The following is a 23262-nucleotide window of genomic DNA, read 5'->3' on the forward strand; positions in this document are numbered from 1 at the left end:
GAGTGGTGAGCATCGCGCCATCCACCCTCGGTATCCGCGGCGGCACGAGCAACGACCAGCTCCGGCGCTACAACCTCTCGATGGTCATGACGATGCTTCACCACGCCGGCGGCTGCTCCCGCGCCGAGCTGACGAGGCGCACCGGGCTCAACCGGTCGACGATCGCTGCCCTCGTCGCAGAACTCAGCGACCTCGGCATGGTTTTCGAGGGTGAACCGGAGAGCGCCATCGGCCGGGTCGGCCGGCCGAGCCTGCAGGTGTTCCCCAACCCCGGAATTGCGGCCATCGCGGTCACTCCCGAGATCGACGCGGTCACCGTCGGGCTCGTCGGGCTTGGCGGCGAAGTGATCCGTCGCATCCGCTTCGATACGACGCGGATTGCGAGCGTGCACGAGACGGTCAACGCCGTTCGCGCCATTGTCGACGGCCTGCGCGGCGAGATCGACAGAAATTACCGCATCGCCGGAGTCGGGGTCGCCGTGCCCGGCCTCGTGAACGTGACCGACGGCCGGGTCCTCGTCGCGCCGCACCTGGGCTGGCGCGACGCTGCAGTCGCCACGGCGCTGCAGAAGGCGCTGGGCTATCCGGTTCACGCCGGCAACGATGCAAGCCTCGGCGCGATCGCCGAGAGTCTCTTCGGCGTCGCCCAGAACATCGACGATCTCGTGTACCTCAACGGAAGCGCGTCGGGCATCGGCGGCGGACTCATCATCGGCGGGGCGCCGCTCCGCGGCACGAGCGGTTACGCCGGTGAGCTCGGGCACACCCTCGTCAACAGCGTCGGGTCGCGTTGCCACTGCGGCCGTATCGGATGCCTCGAGACCGAGGTCAGCATGTTCCGCCTTCTTGCGGTGCTCGGCTTGCCGCGCGCCGACGTGGACGAGCTCGACATTGCCCTCGGGGTCTCCCGCGACCCCGCTGTCCTCGCCGAGGTGCAGCGGCAGCTCGACCTCCTGTCGGAGGCAATCTCGAACTTCGTGAACATGTTCGACCCCGAGATGGTGATCCTGGGCGGCTTTCTCGGTTCGCTGCTCTCCGTCGGTCGGGAACGACTCGTGGATGCCGTCAGCATCCGTTCGATGTCGAGCGTCGGGCACACTGTGCAGATCGAGCGCGCCAGCCTCGGCTCACGGCTGCTCCTGGTCGGTGCCGCAGAACTCGCGTTCGCTGGCCTGCTGGACGATCCGGCCGGTTTCGTGCGCGGCAGCGCTGGCGCTCACCGCGGCTGAATCTCGCCCGGCGGGGGTGCTGCGGCGAAAACATCAGTTCCGGTCCAGCGCATCAGGTGTGCGGGATGTTTTCGACCGGAAGTGATGCTCTCGCGTGTGTGGGCCGCCGCGCCGGCGTGAGCCGGCCTGTGCGCCGTCAGGGTTGCCCGTGCCGCAGCATCCGGCACCGTATGCGGGTGCCGCGGCGAAAACATCAGTTCCGGTCCAGCGCACCAGGTGCGCGGGATGGTTTCGACCGGAAGTGATGCTCTCGCGTCGACAGCCCGGCTCAGCAGCGCCGGCTCAGGCGTTCCCGACGATTCCGCGGAAGAACTCGAGCGCGCGCTGCTCATCGATGATGCCGCCGCCCTCGTGCCCGTTGTACTGCCACAGCGACATCGACCGCTCGCCGCCGTACACGTTGTACGCGCCGTGGACCGTCGACGGCGGGCAGGTGGCGTCCATCAGGGCCGCCGAGAACAGGGCGGGTGCCGTCGCTCGCTTCGCGAAGTTGACGCCGTCGAAGTAGCGGAGCACCTCTGCGACAGCCTCGACCTTCGACCGGTGCACCGCCAGATAGTCGCGGATCTCCTTGTACGGGTAGGCATCGGTCATCACCGTCGCGCGGGGAAAGTCGCAGAGGAACGGCACGCACGGGGCAACGGCGGCGAGCCCAGGCACGAGACCGGCGACCGCGAGTGCGATGCCACCGCCCTGGCTGCCGCCAAAGACGGAGACGCGCGACGGGTCGACCTCGGCCAGCTCGCGTACCGTCTCGACGGCGCGGACGGCATCGGTGAACAGGCGCCGGTAGTAATACGTTTCGCGGCTGTCGATTCCGCGCGTCATCACACCGGGGATCTGCGGGCCGGTGCCGTCGGGGTCGGGTGTGTCGCCGAGCGACCAGCCGCTGCCCTGTCCGCGGGTGTCCATCTGGAAGTGGACAAAGCCCGATGAGGCGAAGAGCAGGTTCTCGAGGTAGTGGCCGCGGCCGCCGCCGTAGCCGACGAACTGCACGATCGCGGGCAGCGGACCCGTCGCACCCTTCGGCATCCGCAGCCATGCCCGAACCGGCTGGCCGTTCCACCCGGAGAAGGTCACGTCGAAGACATCGATCGTGGTCAAGCCCGATTCTACCGGTTCAATGCGAACAGCGGATGCCGCGGCACGCGAGGTCGTCAGCGTTACGTCCCAGAACTCATCGAAGTCGTCAGGGTCGACCTGGCTGCTGCGGTAATCGGGGAGTTCGGACGCGGGCATGTCGACGTACATCGTTGGACCTCTCGAGTGGGGCTGGAAGCGGATCAAGACTAGCGAGTTGCCCGAACAGCAGGGGAGGAGCAGGGGCGTTCGAAGCCGATTTGTAGGCAAACGCCACATATCTCTTGCGTGAGTTGAATCGCTGATTTAGGCTAAGCGTCGAAGTAGTCGAAACGTTTCGCCTTCTTGAGTATGTCCCTCAGACAACGGAGTCCGCTATGGCCACCATCCACGACGTCGCTCGTGTCGCCGGTGTGTCGATTTCGACCGTCTCCTATGCGCTGAGTGGCAAGCGATCGATTGCGGATTCCACCCGTCGACGTATCGACGATGCGGTCCGTCAGCTGGACTACCTGCCTCACGCCGGTGCTCGGATGCTCAAGGGCTCGCGCACCAACATCCTGGCGGTGAGCGCCCCCCTCCACGCGGGGACCTACGCGCCGGCGCACATGACGTTTGTGCTCTCGGTGGCGACGGCCGCCCGGGAGCACGACTACGACGTGCTCCTGCTCACCCAGGACGAGGCCGTGAGCGGCATCACCCGCGTCGCCCAGAGCTCTCTCGTTGACGGCATCATCCTCCTGGACGTGTCGAACGAAGACCCGCGCACCGACCTGGTGCGTTCGCTGGGACTGCCAGCGACGGTTATTGGCGTGCCAGCTGACACTCATGGCCTAACCTGCGTTGACCTGGACTTCGAGCGTGCGGCTGAAATGAGCGTCGAGCGTCTCGTCGAACTGGGCCATACCGACATCGGTCTGCTCGGCCAGGCGCCTCTCGTCTACAAGCGCGGGTCGAACTTTCCTCCGCGGTTCCGAAGCTCGTTCGCTCGGGCGGGCGAACGGCTCGGCGCGCACGTCACGTTTGCCCCCACCGAGGAAGATTCCGCGAGTGTCGCCGCTGCCTTCGACCGGATCAGCGCCGCTCTTCCACGGATGACCGCCCTCGTCATGCACTGCAACGAGCCTGTGCAGTCGATGGTGCTTGAGATTCTGCGGCAGCGGGGCATCCGTGTTCCCGCGGACCTGTCGATTATTTCCGCGTGCTCGACCTTCGACACGGACCACCTCAACCCGCCCCTCGACGTCATCCCACTGCCTGCCGACAAATCGTGCACCCGCGCGATCGCCCTCACCATGGCGCAGCTCGCTGGCGATGTGGATCCCCACGTGGAGCTCATCGAGCCGACCTATGTCGAACTCGGCTCAACGTCACCCCGAAGATCCCCTTAGGCCAACACGAAAGGACCGTTCGAGCAACGTCTATCGAAACGTTTCGACAGTTTCTACCCTGCACCAGAATCCGCGGGCCGAGCCCGCTCTACAAGGAGGTAGTACCCCGTGAAAATCGACAAGAAATATCTGAGTGGCATCGCAGCCCTCGGGATGAGTGCGCTGCTGCTCAGCGGTTGTTCCGCAGGCGCCACAGAAGAGGATTCAAACACCCTGAAGCTCTGGCACTTCGAGAGCGACACCAGCGCGATGGGCATCGCGTGGGAAGAAGCGATCAAGGTCTTTGAAGAGGAGACCGGCGCCACCGTCGAATTCGAAGCGAAGAGCTTCGAGCAGATTCGTTCGACCGCTAGCCAGGTGCTCAATTCCGACGAGGCACCCGACGTGCTCGAGTACAACAAGGGAAACGCCACGGCCGGTCTACTGTCAAGCCAGGGGCTGCTCTCTCCGCTCGATGACGCGGTTGAGGAGTTCGGCTGGGACGACATGCTCGCCCCTTCGCTCCAGACCACAGCACGCTACGACGAAGACGGCATCATGGGCTCCGGCTCGTGGTACGGGGTTCCGAACTATGGCGAATTCGTCGAGGTGTATTACAACAAGGACATGTTCGCAGCGAACGGCCTCGAGGTGCCCACAACGGTCGCCGAACTCGAAACCGTCATGCAGTCCTTTGTCGACAAGGGCGTCACACCCCTCGCCGAGGCGGCTGCGGAGTACCCACTCGGTCAGCTCTGGTACCAGCTTGCGCTGACCAAGGCCGATCGGTCGTGGATCGACGACTACCAGCTCTACACGGGTGAGGTCGACTGGCAGGGCGAAGAAATTTCGTACGCAACCGAGACGATCGCTGACTGGACCGAATCCGGATATATCTCGAAGGATTCGACCGGGCTCAAGGCCGAGGACGCCGGTACGGCATTCATCAACGGCACCCACCCGATCTTCGTCTCCGGCAGCTGGTGGCACAGCAGATTCACCGCGGAGGCCGATGGCTTTGAGTGGGGAACATTCCTCTTCCCCGAGGCTGACTTCTCCCCGGGCTCCGCAGGCAACATGTGGTCTGTTCCGGAGAACGCAAAGAACAAGGAGCTCGCGTACGAGTTCATCGACATCACCATGCGCCCGGAAATCCAGGCGCTCATCGGTAACAACGGTGGTATCCCTGTCGCCGCCGACACGGCTGACATCACCGACCCGAAGAGCCAGGAGCTCATCGGCCACTTCAACACGCTGACCGAGCAGGACGGCATCGCCTACTACCCTGACTGGCCCACCGCGACATTCTACGACGAACTCAACGCCGGCCTGCAGGAACTGGTCAACGGATCGAAGTCGCCGAAGGACGTTCAGACCGAACTCGGTGAGAACTACCAGTCCGGTGTGGACGACATCATCGGCTAACAGCAACACCCTCCGGCAGGGGCCGGTGACCCCGGCCCCTGCCACAACCAGCACGAAAGGACACAGCATGGCGACAGCATCGATCGATGCCCCCGCACGTGCAAGGACGAAACACAAGCCGCAGAGCCTCGTCCCGGGGAGCAGATCATCGGCCTTCTGGCCGTACCTCATCCCAGGGCTCGTGCTTCTCACCGTGATCATCCTCGTTCCGCTGGTCTGGAACGTTTACCTCACCTTCACCGACTACCGCGGCATCCGCCCACCGGAGTGGACGGGCCTCGACAACTGGATCAAGCTCGCCGGCGATGGAACCTTCTGGACCTCGTTCGGCAACTCCATTGCGATGATTCTCGCCATGGTGATCGTGCCGACGCTGCTCGGTCTTGTGCTCGCCGCCATGCTCTTTGACCTCATCGGCAAGAAGTTCGGTGGAAAGCTCGCCAGCTTCCTCCGTGCCACCTACTACCTCCCGCAGATCCTCCCCGGCGTGATCGCAGCGATCGTGATCGGGTGGATCCTTCGCCCACAGAACGGGGCGCTGAACCAGGTGCTCGAGGGCATCGGGCTCGGAAACCTCGCCTCCAACTGGCTCGGCGACCCGAGTACAGCGCTTCCCAGCATCATGGTCATCATGATCTGGGTGCAGCTCGGCTACCCCATCGTCATCTTCATGGCCGCGTTGCAGCGCGTCGACCCTGAACTCTACGAAGCGGCAGAACTGGATGGCGCGAACTGGTTCCAGCGGTTCAAGGCCATCACCGTCAGCATCATCCGGCCCGAGATCTTCGTTGTCACCCTGACCTGCACCATCGCGGCCCTCAAAGTCTTCGGCCCGATCTACGCGCTCACCGGTGGTGGCCCCGGCACATCGACGATCGTTCCGGCGTACTACGCATACAGCGAGTTCTTCCAGTCCCAGCAGGTCGGATACGGCGCAACCATCGCCACGGCCCTCACCATTGTCATCGCCGCCGTCTCGATTGTTTTCATCATCGCGCAGACCCGGCTCGAGCGTAAAGACGAGGAACGCTGATGTCGACAACACTGATCCCGCAGGAGACCCTGCTGCCGAAGAAACCCGCGAAACCACGCGGTGGGATGACTCGCAAGACGCCGTCCGACTGGCTCATCCTCGCCGTTGCAATCGCCCTCGGGCTCCTCATCGCCGTCCCGTTCTTCCTGATCCTGATCAACTCGTTTAAATCGCCCGCCGACTACAACGCAACCGGCCCGTTGTCGTTGCCTACCGAGCTGTACGTCGACGGCATAGTCAACTTCTGGGAACGCGTGAACTTCCCCGAGAAGCTCTGGAACAGCTTCTTCATCTCGTCGGTTGTCGCCATTCTCGCGGTCGGGATCTCGATGCTGAACGCGTACGCGCTCGGTATCGGCCGGGTCAAGGGCCGCACCTGGATCGTGCTCGTTGTGCTCCTCGCCAACATGTTGCCGCAGGAAGTGCTGCTCTACCCGCTTTACTTCATGTTCAAGTCGGTCGGTCTCTACGACAACCAGTGGGCGGTCATCATCATTTTCGTGGTGATCCAGAGTGCGTTTGGAACGTACCTCCTGGCATCCGTTTACGGCACTTTTCCGAAGGAGATCCTCGAGGCGGCAGCGATCGACGGTGCGAGCAGGTGGACGATTCTCTGGAGAGTTGTCTTTCCTATTTCACGACCGACACTGAGTGTGCTCCTCATCTTCTTCTTCATCTGGACCTGGAACGAGTTCCTCATCCCGCTTACCTTCCTCGTGTCGAACGTAGCGCAGACGGTTCCCGTCTCCATCGCCGTCCTGCAGGGGGACCGCTTGATGGACGTCACCACGACGAGCGCATCGGCGCTCCTCGGCCTGCTGCCGACACTCATCTTCTTCCTCATCTTCCAACGCACCCTCACCAGAGGCATCACCGCAGGAGCAGTCAAGTAGTTATGAAATTCACCGACGGATTCTGGCACACCCGACCCGGCGTCTCCGCGCTCTACGCCGCAGAGGCGTACGACATCGACGCCGATGGCGATGCCATCCGCATCACAGCCCCGACGAAGGTGATCGAGCGTCGCGGTGATGTTCTCAACCGCGCGGTTTTGAGCGTGACCCTGTCCTCGCCCCTCGACGGCATTGTCCGCGTTCGCATCGAAAAGAACACGGGGGCCGCAACAGGGCCCGGTTTCGAGCTCGTCGGAGCGACCGATCCTGAGGTGGTTATCGAGACGACGGATGCCGGTGGCTCACTGACTGCAGGACCGCTCACCGCTCGCATCGCACAGGGTGCACCGTGGAACCTGAGCTTCGAGGCGAACGGACGCACGCTCACTTCGAGCGGCCACAAGTCGATTGGACACCTCACCCTCGCGACCGACGCGCCGGTCACCACGGAACCCGCCGGAGTCTCCGGCGTCACGACCACCGGACTCGCACCGGCATCCGAATACCTCCACGGACGACTGTCGCTCGGCGTCGGCGAACTTGTTTACGGACTCGGCGAGCGCTTCGGCCCGCTGGTCAAGAACGGCCAGACCATCGACATCTGGAATGCCGACGGCGGAACCTCGAGCGAGCAGTCCTACAAGAACGTCCCGTTCTACCTCACCAACCGCGGCTATGGCGTGCTCGTCAACCACCCCGAGCACGTCTCGTTCGAGGTCGGAACCGAGAGTGTCGAAGAGGTGCAGTTCTCGGTTGCGGGCGACGCCCTCGAGTACTTCGTCATCTACGGACCCACCCAGAAAGAGGTACTCGAGCGGTATACCCGCCTCACCGGCCGCCCCGCACGGGTGCCCGCCTGGTCGTACGGGCTCTGGCTGAGCACCTCGTTCACCACGCAGTACGACGAGGCAACGGTGTCAAGCTTCATCGACGGAATGGCCGACCGCGACCTGCCGCTCAGCGTCTTCCACTTCGACTGCTTCTGGATGCGCGAGTTCAACTGGACCGACTTCGAGTGGGACCCCCGGGTCTTCCCCGACCCGGAGGGCATGCTCGGGCGTCTCCACGACAAGAACCTCCACGTCTCGGCCTGGATCAACCCGTACATCGGCCAGCACGCGGCGATCTTTGCCGAAGCCCGCGACGCCGGTTACCTGGTGAAGAAGCCCAACGGCGACGTCTGGCAGTGGGACATGTGGCAGGCCGGAATGGGCCTCGTTGACTTCACCAACCCGGATGCCACGGCCTGGTTCCAATCCAAGTTGCGCCGCCTGTTCGAACAGGGCGTCGACGCCATCAAGACCGACTTCGGCGAGCGCATTCCAACGGATGTGGTGTGGCACGACGGCAGCTCACCCGACGTCATGCACAACTGGTACACCCAGCTCTACAACAAAGCGGTGTTCGAGGTACTCGAGGAGTACCGCGGACAGGGCGACGCCGTGTTGTTCGCGCGGTCGGCAACCGTTGGCGGCCAGCAGCAACCCGTGCACTGGGGCGGAGATAACTCGTCGAGTTTCGAGTCGATGGCTGAGACGCTGCGCGGCGGTCTGTCGCTGGCGTTCAGCGGGTTCGGCTACTGGAGCCACGACATCGGCGGGTTCGAAGGAATGCCTGACGCCGCTGTCTTCAAGCGCTGGGTCGCGTTCGGCCTGATGTCGAGCCACTCCCGCCTGCACGGCTCCACGAGCTACCGGGTGCCGTGGCTGTTCGACGACGGCACCGAGGCCGAGGGGCAGAGCGCCGTCGATGTGACCCGCAGGTTCACGAAACTCAAGCTCGAACTCATGCCGTACCTGTATTCGGTCGGCCTTGAGGCGCACCGCACGGGCACACCGTTCATGCGGCCGATGCAGCTCGAGTTCGACGGCGATCCCGCCGTTGACTACCTCGACCGGCAGTACCTGCTCGGACCAGACCTGCTCGTCGCGCCGGTGTTCAGCGAGGCCGGTGACGTCCAGTACTACCTTCCGGCGGGAACCTGGACGAACTACCTCACCGGCGAAACCGTCGAAGGGCCGGAATGGCGTCGGGAGGCCCACGCGTTCGACAGCATTCCGCTCTGGGTGCGCGGCGGTGCCGTGCTCGTCACCGGATCCCGCTCCGACCGGCCGGACTACGACTACACGAACGACGCACTCGTCACCGTGTATCCGGGCTTCACCGGAACGACAACTGTCGACGTCCAGAACCCGCTGGATGGAACATCCGTCGCTCTCACCGTCACCGCGAGCGGCGACGCCCTCACGGTGACAAGCGATGCGGATGCTCCCTTCCGCGCTCGCCGGGCAGGCGGCGAGGTGGTGACCGCGAACGAACGACAGGCCGACCTGTGAGCGCCCGCGACGCCGGATGGCGCGAAGCGTGGTCATTTTCCCGACTATGGGGACCAGGCGTCCGGCGATCCCACGACGTTGGTATCGTTCGATGAAGGAATGACACCTCGGACGCTCGCTCCCGACAGCGCGCTCTCGTACGCAGAACGTGGCAGGAGCCACAGAATCCTGAGCTGACAGTGAATAATCGCGGCACCAACCTCGATACCGTCCGTCGGTACAACCTGTCGCGAATCCTTGGACTCGTTCACCGGGAGGGCGCGCTCTCGCGGTCGACGCTCACCCGCGAGACGGGGCTCAACCGGTCGACCGTTGCCGCACTCGTCACGGAGCTCACCGCACTGCGGCTGGTCGTCGAGGCTGAACCGGACGTCAATCGTGGCGTCGGGCGCCCGTCGCCCGTCGTTCGCCCGCACCCCGATTGTGTTGCTTTCGCGGTCAACCCCGAGCAGGATGCCATCAGCATCGGTGTCGTGCGGATGAACGGTGCCGTCGTCGAGCGGATCCGCCACGAAATCGACGCGCCGCTCGGGGTCGACGAGACGGTGCGCGTGACCGCCGGCCTCATCGCCGAACTGCGGTCGCGCCTGCCAGCGGACGCCGTCGTCGCAGGGGTCGGTGTTGCCGTCCCGGGCCTCGTCAGGTCCGGAGACGGCGTCGTTCGGCTTGCCCCTCACCTCGGCTGGGTCGACGAGCCGGTCGCGTCGTTGCTGTCGGATGCCACGGGGTACGTCTCGCGAGCAGCCAACGATGCGAGCCTCGGCGCGCTGGCGGAGCACACCTTCGGCGCTGGCCGCGGAGTGGACGACCTGATCTACCTCAACGGTGGCGCCTCGGGCATCGGTGGCGGTGTCATCGTGAACGGCGCGCCACTTCGCGGTGTCGGCGGATACGCGGGGGAGTTCGGACACAACCTCGTCACGGCGCCGGATGGTCCGGGCCAGCCGTCAACGGGTGGCGCACTCGAGGACGAGGTCAACCGCGCCCGCCTGCTCGAACTGCTCGAGTTGCGGTCGGCGGACCCGGCTCAATTCGAGGAAGCGCTCTTCTCATCGACGTCGCCCGAGCTGCGCACCGAAGCCGTGCGCCAGCTCGGCATCCTGAGCATCGCGCTCCGCAACGCGATCAATGTGCTCAACCCGGAACTCGTCGTGCTCGGTGGATTCCTGGCGTCGCTGCACGCGTTCGACCCCGACCTGCTCGAAGCACTCGTCGCTGAACAGACCCTGGCCGCCTCCTACGAATCGGTCAGGATCGTGCGCGCGCAACTGGGCCCGGACCTGCTGCTGATTGGCGCAGCGCAGCTTGCCTTCGAGCCTCTCATCGAGGACCCCGCCCGGCTCGCAGCCCGGACCGCCTGACCACAAGGGCCCGCTCACGCTGGGGCTTCCTGTGTCCGTTCGTGACGATAAATTCCGGACCCGCCGTCGTCAAGGGTTTCCCCCGATCGAATCGATTCGATATTATTGCCGACGCTGGGAATAACCCGCCGTCCCGCCGCGGTTACGGTCAGGGTCCCGGCACTCTCGCCCGTGGGATGCTCGGCCCGCTGAAGATCTAGGACCCCTCTCAAGTGACCTCTACCGTTGTGCATCCCGGTGACGCGCTGACCCGCCGTCAGCGACTCGTCTACATCGTCGTTCTCGGTGCGCTGACCGCGCTCGGGCCGTTCACCATCGACCTGTATCTCCCCGCGTTCCCCGTGCTCGAATCGGAACTCGACGTTCCGGCATCCCTCATCCAGCTGACCCTCACCGGAACCACCATCGGCTTCGCCCTCGGGCAGCTGTTCATGGGGCCGTGGAGCGACAAGGTTGGCCGACGGCTTCCGCTCATCCTCGCGACGAGCGTGCACATCGCTGCGAGCGTCGGCGCGGCCTTTGCGCCGGACATCCTCTGGCTCAGCATCTTCCGGGTGCTGCAGGGCGCCGGTGCCGCTGCCGGCGGTGTCGTCGCCATGGCCATGGTGCGCGACCTGTTCGGTGGAAAACCGCTGGTACGGATGCTGTCACGCCTGGCGCTCGTGAACGGCCTCGCTCCTGTACTGGCACCGGTGATCGGTTCACAGCTGCTGCTCTTCCTCGACTGGCGTGGTCTTTTCGTCTTCCTGGCGCTGTACGGCGTCGTCGTGATCCTCGCTGTGACGGTGTTCATCGTGGAGACGCTGCCCCCGGAGAAGAGGCACGGTTCGGGCCACTCGACGGTGCGCGACCGGTACCGATCGGTCTTCACCGACAGGGTGTTCGTCGGCGTCGCGTTGATCGGCGGAATGAGCTTCTCCGGCCTGTTCGCGTACCTGTCGAGTTCGTCGTTCCTGTTCCAGGACCTGTACGGGCTCGACCCACAGCAGTACGGCTTCCTCTTCGGGATCAACTCGATCGGCATCGTCATCGGTGTGCAGGTCTCGTCGAGGCTCATGCGCTCCATCGGTCCGCAGTGGATTCTCGCGGTAACGACAGCTGTTCAAGCGCTGACTGCCCTCGCCATCATCGTGCTGGCACAGACCGGTGGGGGGTTCCTCGGCGTCCTGATTCCGCTGTTCTTCTTCATCATGGCCGCCGGCTTCGGGTTCCCCGCTGTGCAGGTTCTCGCGCTCGTCAACCACGGGCACGAAGCCGGCACTGCAGCCTCGCTCCTCGGTGCTCTCAACTTCGGCCTTGCCGGACTGATCTCACCGATCGTCGGTGTGCTCGGTATCGACTCAGCGGTCCCGATGGGCTCAGTCATGCTCGCGACGGCCCTCGTGTCCGTCGCTTCGGTGTGGCTCATTGTGCGCCCACGGACGGTCCCGGCGCTCGCCGGCTAGCGCGTCGGCCACCGGCTTGGCGAGACACGCCGGGAGTCACCCGTTCGGGGGCTGTCGAGTTGTACCATCGGAATATCCGCACGCCGTTGTGCGGGACGGGCGAGCACCGACACTGCGATCCGAGGGGTTCCGATGGGCAACGACGCCGGCCAGAGCAAGCGCAACAGGACAAGCCGCACGGGCAACGGTCCAGGACTATCGGGCGAATCGCCGGATTCCGCCGTTCTCCAGCAGGACCCGGCGCTCCCACCCGTCGCCGTTCCCGACGACGAACGCGAAGCCGACGAGCGCAGGTGGACGCCGCCGAAGATCATCCTCTGGGTAGCCATTGCGCTGCTCGGTGGACTGGCGTGGGTGATGCTCGCCATCGTGCGGGGTGAAACCGTCAACGCGATCTGGTTCGTCTTCGCCGCCGTGTGCACCTACCTCATCGCCTACCGGTTCTACTCCAAGTTCATCGAGCGCGTGATCACGAGGCCGGACGACCGGCGAGCAACTCCCGCCGAATACAAAGCCAACGGCAAGGACTACGTCCCGACCGACCGCCGTGTGCTCTTCGGCCACCACTTCGCTGCGATCGCCGGAGCCGGCCCGCTCGTCGGTCCCGTCCTCGCCGCGCAGATGGGTTACCTGCCCGGCACGCTGTGGATCATCGTCGGCGTCATCCTCGCCGGGGCTGTGCAGGACTACCTCGTCCTCTTCTTCTCCACCCGCCGCGGCGGGCGATCGCTCGGCCAGATGGCTCGCGATCAGCTCGGCAGGGTCGGCGGGACCGCGGCGATCATCGCCACACTCGTCATCATGGTCATCATCGTGGCCATCCTGGCGCTCGTCGTCGTCAACGCTCTCGCCGAGAGCCCGTGGGGTGTCTTCAGCGTTTCGATGACCATCCCGATCGCGCTCTTCATGGGCGTGTACCTGCGGTTCCTTCGGCCGGGCAGGATCACCGAGGTCTCGATCATCGGTTTCGTGCTCCTGCTCGCCGCCATCATCGGCGGCGGCATGGTCGCGGACACCGCGTGGGGCGCAGCGGTCTTCACCCTCGACCGCACCACGATCGCCTGGGGCATCATCATCTACGGCTTCATCGCCGCGATCCTCCCGGTGTGGCTGCTGCTCGCGCCTCGCGATTACCTGTCGACGTTCATGAAGATCGGCACGATCCTCATGCTCGCCCTTGCCATCGTGATCGTCCGCCCCGAGATCACCGTCCCTGCGTTCAGCGAGTTCGCCAGCAACCCGGCCGGTGGTCCCGTCGTGCCAGGGTCGCTGTTCCCGTTCCTGTTCGTCACCATCGCGTGTGGCGCGCTCTCCGGATTCCACGCGCTGATCGCATCCGGTACCACACCGAAGCTCCTCGAGAAAGAGCGCCAAAGCCGGTTCATCGGTTACGGCGGGATGCTCATGGAGAGCTTCGTCGCCATCATGGCGCTCGTCGCGGCGATCTCGATCGACCGTGGGCTCTACTTCGCCATGAACATCTCGGCGGCGAACACCCTCGGTACCGTCGAGGGGGCTGTCGCCTACGTGAACTCGCTCGGACTGACCGGAGTGAACCTCACGCCGGAGCTGCTCGAGGAGACCGCGAGGAACGTGGGTGAGGAGAGCATTGTCTCCCGCACCGGTGGAGCGCCGACCCTCGCCGTCGGGCTCGCGCACATCATGCAGCAACTCATCGGCGGCGTCGGACTGATGAGCTTCTGGTACCACTTCGCGATCATGTTCGAGGCGCTGTTCATCCTGACAGCCGTCGACGCCGGCACCCGGGTCGCCCGGTTCATGCTGCAGGACTCGATCGGCAACATCTTCCCGAAGTTCAAGGACGCGAGCTGGACGCTCGGAGCGTGGATCTGCACCGCCATCATGGTCGCGGCGTGGGGAGCGATCCTGATCATGGGGGTCACCGACCCGCTTGGCGGCATCAATACCCTGTTCCCGCTGTTTGGCATCGCGAACCAGTTGCTTGCCGCGATCGCCCTCGCCGTCTGCCTCGCCATCGTTGCCGACCGCGGCTACTTCAAATACCTCTGGGTCGTGGCGCTTCCCCTCGCCTTCGCCACGGTGGTCACCGTGACGGCGTCGCTGTTCAAGATCTTCTCACCGGTCCCCGCCGTCGGTTACTGGGCACAGAACGCGGCGTTCAGGGAGGCGCTCGCCGCGGGGGAGGAGACCTTCGGAACGGCGACGAGTCGAGAGGCGATGGAGGCGGTCGTGCGCAACACGGTCGTCCAGGGCACCCTGTCCATTCTGTTCGTCGTCCTGACGGTCATCGTCATCGCGATCGCTGTGTTCCGGACGGTGCGCGCGTTCCAGAACGGCGGAGGAGTCAACACCGAGGACCCCGCCATTCCCTCGAGGATCTTCGGGCCGTCCGGCTTGATCACGACGAAACCGGAGAAGCGCATCCAGAAGCTCTGGGACGAGCTGCCGGCCGCCGAGCGCCGAGAGAAGGCGAAGCACTGATGGCCGGCTCGCTGGTGGCCAGGGCGCCCGCGGTGCGTGCGATGGTGCACAACGGCCTGGCCTCGATCGTCCGCTACGTCCGCGCGGTCATGGGCGATAACGCATACGAGGTGTACGTCGCACACCACCGGAGCGCCCACCCCGGCGTCCCACCGATGCCGGAGAAGCTGTTCTGGCGGGAGCGCGACGACGTCAGGGACCGTGAGCCGCAGGGGCGCTGTTGCTGAGCACGTGCGCTCACCGGGGCCATTGTGGCCTGCGGAGATGCCGCCGGGCACGGTACACGCACCGGGACGACGTGCGACGTTGTAGGTTCTTTAGCAGATGACGGTTCACGGGCAGCGTTCCGGGGGAGGGCGGGCTTCGATGGCCACAACACTGCACGACGTCGCCACCCTCGCCGGTGTCTCGATCAAGACCGTGTCGAACGTGGTCAACGACTATGAACACGTCAGGCCCGCCACACGCGAGCGGGTCCTCAAGGCCATCGCCGAGCTCGGGTACAAGCCGAACCTCTCCGCACGTAGTCTGCGGTCGGGGCGGACGGGCGTCATCGGTCTTGCCCTGCCTGAACTCAGCCTGAGCTACTTCGCGGAGCTCGCGGATGCCGTCATCAAGGCTGCGGAACGTCGCCACCTGGTCGTGCTCATCGAACAGACCGCCGGCGGTGACCGCACCAGGGAGATCGAAATGCTCTCGAGCCCCCGGCTGCAGCTGACGGACGGCCTCATCTTCAGCCCGCTTGGCATGGGCCCGGACGACCTCGCCTTGCTCGATGTGCCGTACCCGCTCGTGCTGCTCGGCGAGCGGATTTTCGACGGCCCCGCCGATCACGTCACCATGCGCAACGTCGAGGCGGCGAAGGCCGCGACCAGGCACCTGATCGACGCCGGCCGGTCGAGGATCGCCGTTCTCGGAGCGCACGAGGGGGAACTGGTCGGGTCAGCCTCGCTGAGATTGCGGGGATATCGGGAGGCGCTCGCCGACGCCGGCATCCCGTTCGACGAGGGACTCATCGGCTACGCGGGGCTCTGGCACCGGCGCAATGGAGCGGAGGCGATGCGCGCGATGCTCGCGTCCGGCGTTCGCTTCGACGCGGTCTTCGGGCTCAATGACACGCTCGCCCTCGGTGCGATGAGGGTGCTCCAGGAGGCGGGGCTCCGGGTTCCCGCCGACGTCGCCGTGATCGGATTCGACGACCTCGACGAGGCGAAATACTCGCTGCCGACGCTGTCGACCATCGACCCTGGTCGCAATGAGATCGCCGACACCGCCGTGCGTGTGCTGGCCGAGCGCATCGATAACCGGCTGGAGCCGCACACGCCCCGGCGGTACCTGACCGACTTCCGGGTGATCCCACGGGAGTCAACCGCCGTGTGAGCGTTCCGCGGCGCACCAGCCGGAATCAAGCGAGTACCGCAGGCACACTTGACCATCCGCTCACGCGCCGCCACTATGGGTACTGCATTTACAACGTTGTATAGAAGGGCAGTCATCCAGTGACCACCGCACGAATTGCCATCGACCGAACAGCGGTCGTCGCGCCACTCAACCGCCGCATCTTCGGCTCGTTCGTCGAGCACCTGGGCCGGTGCGTGTACGACGGCATCTACGAACCAGGGCACCCGACAGCCAACGACGACGGCTTCCGCCTCGACGTGGTCGAGCTGGTCAAGGAGCTCGGCTCAAGCACCATCCGTTATCCCGGCGGCAACTTTGTCTCCGGCTACCGGTGGGAAGACGGTGTCGGTCCGAAGGAGAGCCGCCCGGTGCGCCGCGACCTCGCCTGGCACGCTCTCGAGTCCAACCAGGTCGGCACGGACGAGTTCGCCCGCTGGTGCAGGCTCACCGGCTCGGAACTGATGATGGCCGTGAACCTCGGCACCCGCGGGATTGACGCTGCCCTCGACCTGCTCGAGTACGCCAACCACCCGTCGGGCACGGCGCTCAGCGACCAGCGCGTGGCCAACGGATCCCCCGAGCCCCACAACATCCGTATGTGGTGCCTGGGCAACGAGATGGATGGCCCCTGGCAGACCGGCTACATGACCGCGGATGATTACGGCAAGCTCGCCGCACGGACCGCGCAGGCCATGAAGGCTGCGGACAAGGACCTCGAACTCGTGGTTTGCGGTTCGAGCGGCTCGAGCATGCCGACCTTCGGCGACTGGGAGCGCACGGTTCTCGAGCACAGCTACGAGCACGTCGACTACATCTCCTGCCACGCCTATTACCAGGAGCGCAAGGGCGACCTCGGTTCGTTCCTCGCCTCGTCGCTCGAGATGCAGTACTTCATCGAAACCGTCGTCGCGACCGCCGACCACGTCGGCAACAAGCTGCGCAGCAAGAAGAAGATCAAGCTCTCCTTCGACGAGTGGAACGTCTGGTACCTTGACGAGCATCAGGCGTCGGATGAGGTCAACGACGAGTGGCGTTATGCGCCCCGGCAACTGGAAGACGTGTACTCGGTTGCGGATGCCGTTGTGCTGGGAAACCTCCTGATCACGCTCCTGAAGAACCACGACCGCGTGGCATCCGCATCTCTCGCGCAGCTGGTCAATGTGATCGCCCCGATCATGACCGAGCCGGGTGGGGGAGCCTGGCGCCAGACGACGTTCTTCCCGTTCTCCGTCACGTCCCGGCTCGCGAAGGGTGATGTCCTGCGCCCGCGGATCGACGTTGGAACGTACGACACCGAGGTGTATGGCGCGGCGCCACTGGTCGACGCGGTTGCCACCGCCGATGGCGAGTCGGGCACGAGTGCGCTGTTCCTCGTCAACCGGAGCCAGACCGAGGCGATCGAGGTGAGCGTCGACCTCGCGTCACTGAACGCCGCCACCATCACCGAGGCGGTCACGCTCCACGATGACGACGTCTACGCGAAGAACACGATCGATGACCGCGAGCGGGTCGGGCTGCGCGAGCTCGATGGTGCGGTGCTCGCTGACGGCGTTCTCACGGTGACGCTGCCGCCCGTGTCGTGGTCGGCGGTGGCTCTCGCCTGATCGGTAGCCGCACACGTGGGCTCCAGACCCTGCCGGGTCTGGAGCCCACGTTGTGTGTACCGGCAGGTGCTCGACCTGCGGTGACTTACCTGGTCGTTGTGTCGCGACCGTCGGTGTCGAGCTCGATCTCTTCCTTGCGAACGTTCTCGCTGACGTTCTGCTGTTCGGTGACGCGCTCCTTGTCGAGCTTTACGCGCTCGACCGGCACCGTCTCTTTCTCGACGACTACGCGCTCCTCGGTGAGCACGACCTCGTGCTCTTCCTCGCTGATGTCCGGACCGGAGAGAGCATCGGCCGCGTTGGCGTCCGTGATCGGCTCACGCTCGAGCCTGACCTCTTCGTGTGTGACCGGAACAGTGACATTCTGCTCCTCGGTAACGACGTACTTGCGAAGTCGCGCCCGCCCCGTCTGCACCTGCTCGGTCCCGACGTGGAGCTGCTCCTCTGACCTCGTCATCGCGGAGTCGGTGTTGGGTCCCGAGGTGTCGTGCCCGACCGTTGCATCCGTGTTCCGAGACTCGGTGTCGTTCGACTGTGTCGCCGGGGTGTAGTCCCGGCTGTAATAGGTGTACAGCTGCTGCTCCTCCTCGGGGCTGAAAGCTCCCTCTGGTTCGATGCGCGGAGCATCCTTCACGAAGTCCTTGTCGTACGACACGTGAACCTGTTCACCAGCGAACGTTGCGTCCTCCAGTGGAACGAAGGACTCAGATGTGCCGAACAACCCGGTGCTGACGCTCGCCCATTCCAGGTGACCATCCTGCGGGTCGACGTAGATTTGTCCGACTTTTCCGATCTTGTGCCCGTTGGGGTCGAGGACTGTTGCGCCAATCAGGCTGCCGGTTGCGTTCGAATCAATCATTTTCGTTCTCATTTCCTCGTTGTCCCTACCCGGTGCCGGGCAGGGTTCTTCGCCTGGGCGAAGGCACGACGAACGTTCCCCTGCACGCGGGTGGATTGCGTGCGGAAAGACGGCGACTCACGGATCGCCTCGGGTTGAACGGGTCGTGGTCAGCAAGTATGCGACTGAGAATTGCTCATGTCGCGGGCTTGACACGTGCGAGTCGGGGATCGACTATGTCGCTCGGCTATGTCGCTCGAGTTCGGGTCGACCAGTCGGTGTGGCTGTGGCCTACGCGCCGGGAGCAGCCGTTGTCGCTCGTCGGACCAGTGCGGTCGGGAGCCTGATGTGCATTTCGGCGGGGTGCTGACCCTCCATGAGCGCGAGCAGGAGGCCAACGGCATCCTCGCCGAGTTGTTGCATGGACTGGCGGATCGTCGTCAGTGGCGGTGAGAGCCTCGCCGCCTCGGGGATGTCGTCGAAGCCGACAACCGAGAGGTCGCCTGGCACCGTGAGACCGAGGCTTGCGGCCGTCTCAACAACCGCGATGGCGGACAGGTCGTTCGCCGCGAAGATCGCCGTCGGCCGCTCCGGACCGCCGAGGAGCGATGCGGTGCTTTCCTTCGCCGTGTCCTGCTGGTAGAACCCGACCCGGACGAGGTCCTGCCGGAACGGGATGCCGGCCTCCTTGAGGCCCTGGCGGTAACCGGCCTCGCGGAGTCGTGATGACCGGAGGTCGGGCCTGCCGGCGACGAACCCGACGCGCCGATGCCCCAGCTGGATCAGGTGCCGTGTCGCGAGCAGCGCGCCGCCGAAGTTGTCGGACTCGACGGTGGGAAGGTCAGCGGGACCGGCGTGCGGGTCGATCGCCACGATGGGAATGTCGGAGGATGCGCCGAGGACCGTTGGGGTGACCATGATGGCGCCGTCGATGAGCGTTCCGCTCAGCCTGGAGAGTGAACGGCGCTCCCAGCCTGCGCTGTCGCGCTGTCGCGACCCGCTGTATGCGAGCAGATCGAGTTCGGAGTCCTTGAGCGCGATGCTGACGCCCTTGAGGATCTCAGCGCTGAACGGCTCGAAGTCGGCCACGAGCACTCCGATAACGCCGGTGCGCCGTGACCGCATGCTGCTCGCGACGAGACTTGACGCGTACCCCAGCTTCTCCACGGCATCCATGACCCGTCGCGACGTGTCCACCGCGATCCCGTACCGGCCGTTGACGGCTTTCGACACGGTTGCGACCGAGACGCCTGCCTCCCTGGCTACGTCGTGGATTGTCGCTCGTCGAGTCATAGGGCAGACACTAGCACCCGTGGAAAAGGTTTTCGAAAACGTTTGACACTGAGCTCGGGACTTGCAAAACTTCGAGGGTTCGTTCGCTTCAGCATGGGTACGACCGTCGTGATTTCCGTTGGGATTCCGTCGGCATCCCGACCACATGCCAGGCGGTCGGGCTCTCGTCGCATCCACAGCAAAGGACCGCGGCAGTGAGAAACTCCGGCAACCCCAGCCGGTGAAGCACCGACGGCGTCCATGGCGGACGTCGCTCAAAGAAGAGAACAGGTGAGAAATGAAGACACGTAAAGTCCTCGCCGGGTCCGCAGTCATGATGGCTGCCGCGCTCGCATTGAGTGCATGCGGAAACGCAGATGCCGGGTCAAGCGACGGATCCGTCGAGATGACTCTGTGGCAGAACTCGACAACGGGCCCGGGAAAAGAATTCTGGGACAAGACCGTTGCCGACTTCGAGAAGGAGAACGACGGCGTAAAGATCAAGATCCAGTCGATCCAGAACGAAGACCTCGACGGAAAGCTCCAGACGGCGCTCAACTCGGGCGACGCTCCGGATATCTTCCTGCAGCGCGGAGGCGGCAAGATGGCCGCCATGGTGGCTGCCGGACAGCTCATGGACCTGACCGACAAGCTGTCTGACACGGCAAAGGAAGAGATCCCCGAGGGATCATTCAAGGCCAACACGCTCGAAGACAAGATCTACGCAATGCCCGTCGCCGTACTCCCCGGCGGTCTGTTCTACAGCCAGGACCTCTTCACTGCAGCGGGCATCACCGAGACGCCTACGACCATCGAAGACCTCGAGGTCGCTGCAACCAAGCTCAAGGAAAGCGGCGTTCAGCCGATCGCCCTTGGCGCCAAGGACGCATGGCCTGCAGCGCACTGGTACTACCACTTCGCACTCCGCGCCTGCTCGCCCGAGACCCTGGCCAAGGCTGCAGACGAGAAGGACTTCACGGCATCCTGCTGGGAAGACGCAGCTCAGGAGCTGGCTGACTTCGCCGGAACCGAACCGTTCAACGACGGCTTCCTCACCACCTCCGCCCAGCAGGGCGCTGGCAGCTCAGCTGGACTCCTCGCCAACCACCAGGCCGGCATGGAGCTCATGGGCGCATGGAACCCCGGAGTGATCGCTTCGCTCACCCCCGACGAGAAGCCGCTTGCCGACCTCGCCTGGTTCCCGTTCCCCGAGGTTTCGGGTGGAGAGGGCGAGCCCGGCTCGGTCCTCGGTGGTGTTGACGGTTACTCGTGTGGTGCTGACGCGCCGGCCGAGTGTGTTGACTTCCTCAACTACCTCGCTACGGCTGACGTGCAGAAGGAGTACTACGCAGCATTCAACGCTCCTCCGGTCAACACTGTTGCCCAGGAAGCCGTTACTGAGCCGTACCTGAAGCAGATCCTCGAAACGTACAACGCAGCACCGTACGTCTCGCAGTGGCTCGACACCGTCTACGGACTCAACATCGGTAACGCGCTGAACGTGGCCGTTGTCGACCTGCTCGCCGGCAAGACCGACGCCAAGGGCCTCGTCTCTGCCGTCAACGACGCAGCCAAGAAGGGCTAGGTTCGCCGCATTATGACCACTCGCACCCAATCACCCTCAGAACTTCGGGTGACCGCGGGTGACGGTCGAACCGGGGGCGACGTCACGTCGCTCCCGGTTCGCCGGCGGAAGATGAGCTGGGCGACCCGCATTGAGATCGCCCTTCTCGTCGGACCGGCCCTGATCGTCTTCCTCGCTTTTGTTATCTTCCCCGTCGTCATGGCCGCGTACTACGGCTTCTTCCGCTGGCAGGGCTACGGACCCGCAACAGACTTCGTCGGGTTTCAGAACTACATCACGATCCTTCAGGACCCGACGTTCATCGACGCGGTCCGCCACAACGGCATCATCGTCGTCCTCTCGCTCGTCCTTCAGGGACCAGCCGCGATCTTCCTGGCTTTGCTGCTCAACCGGAAGATGCGCGGCCAGTCGATCATTCGCGTCCTGATCTTCGTTCCATACGTGATCTCCGAGGTTGTCGTCGGAACCGGCTGGAGCCTCATGCTCCAGACAAACGGAGCCGTCAACGGAATGCTCGAGAAGCTTGGCCTCGGATTCCTCCAGCAGGACTGGCTCTCGAATCCCGACATCGCCATGTGGACCCTGATGCTCATCATCACCTGGAAGTACATCGGCTTCGCCGTTATCCTCTTCCTCGCCGGTCTCCAGGGAATCCCCGACGAACTCACCGAGGCTGCGCAGATCGACGGAGCGTCCTTCTGGCAGATCCAGCGCCAGATCACCCTTCCGCTGCTCGGCCCGACACTTCGTATCTGGGCCTTCCTCTCGATCATCGGTTCGCTCCAGCTGTTCGACCTCGTCTACATCATCTGGGGCCAGTACATCGCGTCGACAGCGGGAACCTCGACCATGGCGACGTACATGGTCGCGAACGGCCGGACCTCCGGCAACTTCGGTTACGGAAACGCCGTCGCCGTCGTCCTGTTCCTGATCTCACTCGCCGTTGCCCTCATTTACCAGCGTTTCGTGCTGCGGCGCGACACTGACGGTGCCCTCACCGAAAAGAGCAGCAAATGACCACGACAACAGCTGTCGCTCCCCGTCCTCTCCTCTCGAAGCTGAAGCCGAAGCTGCCGTGGGGAAACCCCGGTATTTACGTCCTCGCCGCCGTTGTCATCGTCCTCCTGCTGGCGCCGGTTGCGTACATCATCCTCGGTGGTTTCCGCACCAACGCGCAGATCTCGACGGATCCGTCCGGCTTCCCCGCGCCGTGGAACATCGGCAACTACATCGACGTGCTCGTCGGGTCGGTCTTCTGGCGCCAGGTGCTGAACTCCACGATCGCCGCTGGTGCCACCACCATCGGTGTCGTGGCTCTCGGCCTCATGGCGAGCTACGTCATCGCCCGGTACAAGTTCAACGCGCGGGGCATCCTGTACTCGCTGTTCGCTGCGGGACTGATGTTCCCGATGACGGTCGCGATCACCCCGCTGTACCTCGTGATCAAGAACCTCGGCCTGATGAACAACCTCGGTGGCATCATCCTGCCCCAGATCGCGTTCGCCCTGCCGACAACGATCATCATCCTCGTGCCGTTCCTCCGGGCCATCCCCGATGAGATCGAAGAAGCGGCATTCATTGACGGATGCTCGCGGATCGGTTTCTTCTGGCGCATGGTTGTGCCGCTCGCCGTACCCGGCGTGATCACAACGGGCATCCTCGCCTTCATCGGCAGCTGGAACGGTTACATCCTGCCGCTGTTCATCCTCAACAACGAAGCGTCGTTCACCCTGCCGCTCGGAGTGCAGTCGTTCGCCTCGCAGTATTCGGTGGACACGGCGAAGGTTCTCGCGTTCACGTCGCTGTCGATGATCCCCGCGCTCATCTTCTTCAGCCTCTTCGAGCGTCGCATCGTCGGTGGGTTGACCGGCGCCGTCAAGGGATGATCGACTGTTCGATTCCCACGCCGCACGACCCGCTCGCACCA

At 64.5% G+C, this 23262-nt stretch carries 18 protein-coding genes; 15 read left to right on the forward strand and 3 right to left on the reverse strand.

Features of this window, described 5'->3' with window-relative positions:
* Positions 1-5: 5 nt before the first annotated feature.
* The gene (locus AC1C2N_RS01660; protein WP_495432607.1) at positions 6-1229 is read left to right on the forward strand and encodes an ROK family protein; all 1224 of its coding nucleotides are present in this window, start codon (positions 6-8) and stop codon (positions 1227-1229) included.
* Positions 1230-1511: 282 nt separating this feature from the next.
* Here the strand turns inward: AC1C2N_RS01660 and AC1C2N_RS01665 are convergent, their stop codons facing one another.
* Complete coding sequence (locus AC1C2N_RS01665) at positions 1512-2480, reverse strand: acetylxylan esterase (RefSeq protein WP_495432609.1); 969 nt, start codon at positions 2478-2480, stop codon at positions 1512-1514.
* Positions 2481-2686: 206 nt separating this feature from the next.
* Between AC1C2N_RS01665 and AC1C2N_RS01670 the strand changes: the two genes are divergently transcribed.
* The 11 genes from AC1C2N_RS01670 (at position 2687) to arfA (ending at position 17640) form a co-directional block, all read left to right on the forward strand.
* The gene (locus AC1C2N_RS01670) at positions 2687-3700 is read left to right on the forward strand and encodes a LacI family DNA-binding transcriptional regulator (RefSeq protein WP_483405297.1); all 1014 of its coding nucleotides are present in this window, start codon (positions 2687-2689) and stop codon (positions 3698-3700) included.
* A gap of 153 nt (positions 3701-3853) precedes the next feature.
* The gene (locus tag AC1C2N_RS01675) at positions 3854-5104 is read left to right on the forward strand and encodes an ABC transporter substrate-binding protein (protein WP_483405888.1); all 1251 of its coding nucleotides are present in this window, start codon (positions 3854-3856) and stop codon (positions 5102-5104) included.
* A gap of 67 nt (positions 5105-5171) precedes the next feature.
* The gene (locus AC1C2N_RS01680) at positions 5172-6137 is read left to right on the forward strand and encodes a carbohydrate ABC transporter permease (RefSeq protein ID WP_495432611.1); all 966 of its coding nucleotides are present in this window, start codon (positions 5172-5174) and stop codon (positions 6135-6137) included.
* Positions 6137-7030, forward strand: a complete 894-nt coding sequence (locus AC1C2N_RS01685) for a carbohydrate ABC transporter permease (RefSeq protein ID WP_495432612.1) — start codon at positions 6137-6139, stop codon at positions 7028-7030. The genes AC1C2N_RS01680 and AC1C2N_RS01685 overlap by 1 nt, the downstream gene beginning before the upstream one ends.
* A 2-nt stretch (positions 7031-7032) precedes the next feature.
* Positions 7033-9366 carry an alpha-xylosidase gene (yicI, locus tag AC1C2N_RS01690; protein ID WP_495432614.1) on the forward strand — a complete coding sequence of 778 codons (2334 nt, stop codon included), beginning with the start codon at positions 7033-7035 and terminating at the stop codon, positions 9364-9366.
* 179 nt (positions 9367-9545) lie between these two features.
* Complete coding sequence (locus tag AC1C2N_RS01695) at positions 9546-10727, forward strand: ROK family transcriptional regulator (RefSeq protein ID WP_483405301.1); 1182 nt, start codon at positions 9546-9548, stop codon at positions 10725-10727.
* A gap of 212 nt (positions 10728-10939) precedes the next feature.
* Complete coding sequence (locus AC1C2N_RS01700) at positions 10940-12172, forward strand: multidrug effflux MFS transporter (RefSeq protein WP_495432616.1); 1233 nt, start codon at positions 10940-10942, stop codon at positions 12170-12172.
* A 132-nt stretch (positions 12173-12304) separates the two neighbouring features.
* Positions 12305-14635 carry a carbon starvation CstA family protein gene (locus AC1C2N_RS01705; protein WP_495432618.1) on the forward strand — a complete coding sequence of 777 codons (2331 nt, stop codon included), beginning with the start codon at positions 12305-12307 and terminating at the stop codon, positions 14633-14635.
* A complete protein-coding gene (locus AC1C2N_RS01710) occupies positions 14635-14862 on the forward strand; it encodes a YbdD/YjiX family protein (RefSeq protein WP_483405304.1) in 228 nt (75 codons plus the stop codon). The genes AC1C2N_RS01705 and AC1C2N_RS01710 overlap by 1 nt, the downstream gene beginning before the upstream one ends.
* A gap of 139 nt (positions 14863-15001) precedes the next feature.
* The gene (locus AC1C2N_RS01715) at positions 15002-16015 is read left to right on the forward strand and encodes a LacI family DNA-binding transcriptional regulator (protein WP_483405305.1); all 1014 of its coding nucleotides are present in this window, start codon (positions 15002-15004) and stop codon (positions 16013-16015) included.
* 119 nt (positions 16016-16134) lie between these two features.
* On the forward strand, positions 16135-17640 hold the full coding sequence (gene arfA, locus AC1C2N_RS01720) for an arabinosylfuranosidase ArfA (protein ID WP_495432620.1): 1506 nt from the start codon (positions 16135-16137) through the stop codon (positions 17638-17640).
* 85 nt (positions 17641-17725) lie between these two features.
* Here arfA and AC1C2N_RS01725 read toward each other — a convergent pair whose 3' ends face one another.
* Together AC1C2N_RS01725 and AC1C2N_RS01730 are read right to left on the reverse strand one after the other, a co-directional pair.
* The gene (locus AC1C2N_RS01725; RefSeq protein WP_495432621.1) at positions 17726-18499 is read right to left on the reverse strand and encodes a DUF2382 domain-containing protein; all 774 of its coding nucleotides are present in this window, start codon (positions 18497-18499) and stop codon (positions 17726-17728) included.
* A gap of 270 nt (positions 18500-18769) precedes the next feature.
* On the reverse strand, positions 18770-19771 hold the full coding sequence (locus AC1C2N_RS01730) for a LacI family DNA-binding transcriptional regulator (RefSeq protein WP_483405308.1): 1002 nt from the start codon (positions 19769-19771) through the stop codon (positions 18770-18772).
* A gap of 277 nt (positions 19772-20048) precedes the next feature.
* Between AC1C2N_RS01730 and AC1C2N_RS01735 the strand changes: the two genes are divergently transcribed.
* The 3 genes from AC1C2N_RS01735 to AC1C2N_RS01745 are packed head-to-tail and all read left to right on the forward strand — an operon-like array spanning position 20049 to position 23221.
* Positions 20049-21335, forward strand: a complete 1287-nt coding sequence (locus tag AC1C2N_RS01735; protein ID WP_483405309.1) for an ABC transporter substrate-binding protein — start codon at positions 20049-20051, stop codon at positions 21333-21335.
* 12 nt (positions 21336-21347) lie between these two features.
* Positions 21348-22352: a carbohydrate ABC transporter permease gene (locus tag AC1C2N_RS01740; RefSeq protein WP_108390187.1), complete on the forward strand. Its 1005-nt coding sequence runs from the start codon at positions 21348-21350 to the stop codon at positions 22350-22352.
* Complete coding sequence (locus tag AC1C2N_RS01745) at positions 22349-23221, forward strand: carbohydrate ABC transporter permease (RefSeq protein ID WP_108390188.1); 873 nt, start codon at positions 22349-22351, stop codon at positions 23219-23221. The genes AC1C2N_RS01740 and AC1C2N_RS01745 overlap by 4 nt, the downstream gene beginning before the upstream one ends.
* Positions 23222-23262 lie beyond the last annotated feature (41 nt).

It is taken from the genome of Mycetocola sp. Y791 (assembly GCF_059445325.1).